General features: G+C 57.4%; 3 protein-coding genes. 2 read left to right on the forward strand and 1 reads right to left on the reverse strand.

Annotation, left to right across the window (positions count from 1 at the left end; genetic code table 11):
- The coding region (gene glcC, locus P7F28_RS04410; protein WP_277183223.1) for a transcriptional regulator GlcC at window positions 1–620 on the reverse strand (620 nt) is incomplete at its 3' end.
- 293 nt (window positions 621–913) lie between these two features.
- On the opposite strand from glcC, the gene P7F28_RS04415 reads away from it, so the two are divergent.
- Both P7F28_RS04415 and P7F28_RS04420 read left to right on the forward strand, forming a co-directional pair.
- Window positions 914–3,058 carry a TonB-dependent siderophore receptor gene (locus P7F28_RS04415; protein ID WP_277183224.1) on the forward strand — a complete coding sequence of 715 codons (2,145 nt, stop codon included), beginning with the start codon at window positions 914–916 and terminating at the stop codon, window positions 3,056–3,058.
- Window positions 3,059–3,243: 185 nt separating this feature from the next.
- Entirely contained in the window at window positions 3,244–3,513 is a 270-nt protein-coding gene (locus P7F28_RS04420; protein WP_277183225.1) for a hypothetical protein, read from the forward strand.
- Window positions 3,514–3,558 lie beyond the last annotated feature (45 nt).

The raw sequence follows: 3,558 nt of genomic DNA on the forward strand, positions 1-3,558 counted from the left end.
GCCTTGTATAAACGCGCATGCTGCCGATCGATCACGCGCTTCTCCGATTCGCGGTGATAGAGGTTATTCACCGATGCAAACACCGAACTCAGCAGCAGATCCGTCAGCGAACTCAGGGTATGCACCAACACCGGATTGTGCGAGGCCTCGCTGATCGAAAGATGAAAGTTGTAGTCCAGTTGCGCGCGTTTCGATTCGCCGATCTCGCTTTCGTTGGCGGCGAGCATTTCTTCATAGCGGCGCGTGATCATCGCGAAATCGGCTTGCGTGCCGCGCAATGCAGCCAGTCGTGCGGATTCTGCTTCGAGCATTTCGCGCACTTCGACGATGTCATAGAGCGTGCGCGGTTGCGAGCCGAGCAGATGCATCATCGGCGTGAGTGCGGGTTGTGCGGTGAGCGCCGCGACAAACGACCCGCGCCCGTGCGATGTCTCGATAATTCCGCGCGCCCGCAGCACCTTCAGCCCTTCGCGTACCGCTGAGCGTGACGCGCCCAGTTTGGCCACCAAACGCCGTTCGGACGGCAGCGCTTGGCCGGGCTTGAGCACGCCATCGACGATCAGTTCTTCTATGCGTTCCGCAACGACATCGGCGATTTGAATGGGGGCTTCGTTAAGCATGATTTTCCACTGGTCGGACCACTTCTGGTTAGAGCGATATTAAGGGCGACCTGCTTTGGCGCGCAACATCAAGGCTTAGCATTGCCTTAATTGTCTTACCCAAAAACGCCTTAAGTCCCTTAAAAAAAGTCTTAAGTATTTCCCCCATTCACCAAATAGTTACATTACAATCGCGAACGATTCTCAATCAAATACGCTAGCGCAGCTCGTCGCGCCGACTCAACTCTTCCAAAAAATATTGCGACGCCATGTCTTATCGGGAAAACCTCGCGCCGGGTTGTCGGCGCACAGCAGTGTCCGGAGCGGTTCAACATCTGTTCTTCGGGTTGATCGCGACAGCGGTATCAGGCGCGGTCGTCGCGCAAACCACGGACAACGCGACGCAGACGCAATCCACCACGCTGCCTGCCGTGGTCGTCAAAAGCACGGCCACGACCGATGCCTTGCCCGCGCCCTATGCGGGCGGTCAGGTTGCAAAAGGCGGCGGTATCGGCGTGCTGGGTACGGCGAACGTGATGGATCAGCCATTCAGTACGACCAACTATACCGATCAGTTCATCGAAGATACACAGGCGCGCACCATCGGCGATGTGGTCGTCAATAACGCGTCGGTGCGTACCCAGCCAAGCGGCGGCGGCTTCGGCGATGTGTTCGAGATTCGCGGCTTTGCCGTGCAGGCAACCGATGTCGCCTTGAACGGTCTCTACGGCATGGTGTCGGCGGCGCGCGTGCCGGTGAATCTGCTGGATCGCGTCGAAGTGCTGCAAGGCCCCGGCTCGCTGATGTACGGCATGGGTCCGGGCGGCAGCGTGGGCGGCGCGATCAATATCGTCACCAAGCGCGCAACCGATGATCCGATCACGCGTCTGACGGCGTTGTATCAATCGAAAGGACAATTCGGCGCGGCAGCGGACATCGGCCGGCGCTTTGGCAGCGAAGGTCAGTTCGGCATCCGAATGAATGGTCAATTCAAGGACGGTCAAACGGGCATTGCGCACGGCAATCAACTTCAGGGCGATGGCGCGGTTGGTCTCGACTATCGCGGTAAGCAATTCCGCTTGTCGTTCGATGCGTATAACGTCTCTGAGAACACCGACGAATTGCGTTCGCAGATCGGCCTGGGCACTGCCACCGCCGTGCCTGCCGTGCCGTCCGCATACAACAACCTGTATCCCGGCTCCAAGCTCAAGTTGCGCGACTCGGCTGTCATGACCAAGGCCGAATACGATATCAACCAGTACGTCACCGTGTATGGCGCGGCGGGCGAGCACTACGGCACGTCCGAGCAGAACTTTCCGTCCGCCAGCGGCATGACGTCAGGCGGCGCGTTCAGTGTGCGCAATGGCTATTACGATCAATACACGCGCACCAAGAGTGTCGATGCGGGTCTGCGCTTTCACTTCGATACGTTCGGCGTAAAGCACACGCTCGTCACCGGCGTGACGAGTCTGAATCAGGAAATAGGCTATTTTTACGCGTTGGGCGCGCTATCGTCGGCGGTGCCGTCGAATCTGTATAGTCCGACGCCCTTGCCTGCCATGACCACGCCACGTGGCGACATGCAGCGCAGCAGCCAGACGCGCCTGAACAGTCAGCAAGTGATCGATACCATGTCGTTCTTCGATGATCGCCTGCTCATCACAGGTGGCTTCCGTCGTCAGACGATCGGCCTCGATAACTACAATCCGACGACAGGCGCACAGCAAAGTTCGCTCGATCAGCAAGCCATTTCGCCGCTTGCGGGCATCGTATTCAAGCCGTTGTCGAATGTTTCGGTGTACGGAAATTTCACGTCGGGTTTGTCGAACGGCGGTACTGCGCCTGCGGGCACGGCCAACGCGGGGCAAGCGTTTGCGCCGTACAAATCGAATCAATACGAAGCGGGTGTCAAAGCGGATTGGGGACGCGTGCTGACGTCGGTATCGGTATTTCAGATTTCGCAGCCTAACGGTGTCACGAATCCGACCACCAACATTTATGGCTACGATGGCCGCACTAAAGTGCGAGGCCTTGAATTGTCGGCTTACGGTGAAGTGTTCCGTAGTCTGCGTTTGATGGCGAGCGCAACCTTCTACGATCCCAAACTCGAAGGCACCGCGGGCGGCACCAACGATGGCAACGATCCCGCAGGCGTGCCGAAGTTCGCCTTCAATCTCGGCGCAGACTACGATCTGCCGTGGATTCCGGGTCTGAGCGTGAACGGCCGCATCATTCACACCGGCGCGCAGTACTACAACGCCACCAATACGCTTCGCTTGCCATCGTGGACGCGATACGACCTCGGCGTACGCTATGGCATGCGCGTGATCGGTAAGGACGTGATCTTGCGCGCGAATGTCGAGAATTTGTTCGGCAGCCGCTATTGGATTCAGCAGGGAACGTACATCACGAACGCTGCGCCTCGTACGCTGTTGCTCTCGGCAGAGTTTAATTTCTGATTGTCCAGCGAAGTGTGGTGTAAAGAGAACGGGCGCTCGCACAGCGCCCGTTTTTTTATGCAACAACTTATCACCTTGATAAGCGACTGGTATGATCCATCCGCTGTAAAAACTAAAGCAACGCTGAGAAAAGGCCTCGTGCATGTCGCGCACGAGGCTCAAGCAGTCACACGGGTCTAATAAGAATGAACAAGCAGCACGCAACACGTGAGATCAAAGCAGAAGCCGCTATCACGCCTCGCTTGGCAGATCAGGAAATCGCGCATCTGGAGAAGGTTTTCAGGCTGGCCGACTCTCGGGACATCGGCCTTGACACCGACCCATACTGGCGCAAGCGTGTCGAGCATCTGCTTGCCGAGCCGTTGTTATTGCCTCAGCAACGCACGCGTCTCGATGCCTTGCTTGGCGAATTGAATGTTCAGCCCGTGCATGCCATGACGGGTACGTTCAATTGATGTGATTCAGTTCGAATGCTCGTCGGTATTTGGAAGCGTTGGACG

The sequence above is a fragment of the Caballeronia sp. BR00000012568055 genome (genome assembly GCF_029439455.1).
In the GTDB taxonomy this organism is placed as follows: domain Bacteria; phylum Pseudomonadota; class Gammaproteobacteria; order Burkholderiales; family Burkholderiaceae; genus Caballeronia.

What these genes read in the sequence shown, in the direction of transcription:
- P7F28_RS04420 (WP_277183225.1), top strand. Translation starts at nt 3,244, where the DNA reads ATGAACAAGCAGCACGCAACACGTGAGATCAAAGCAGAAGCCGCTATC.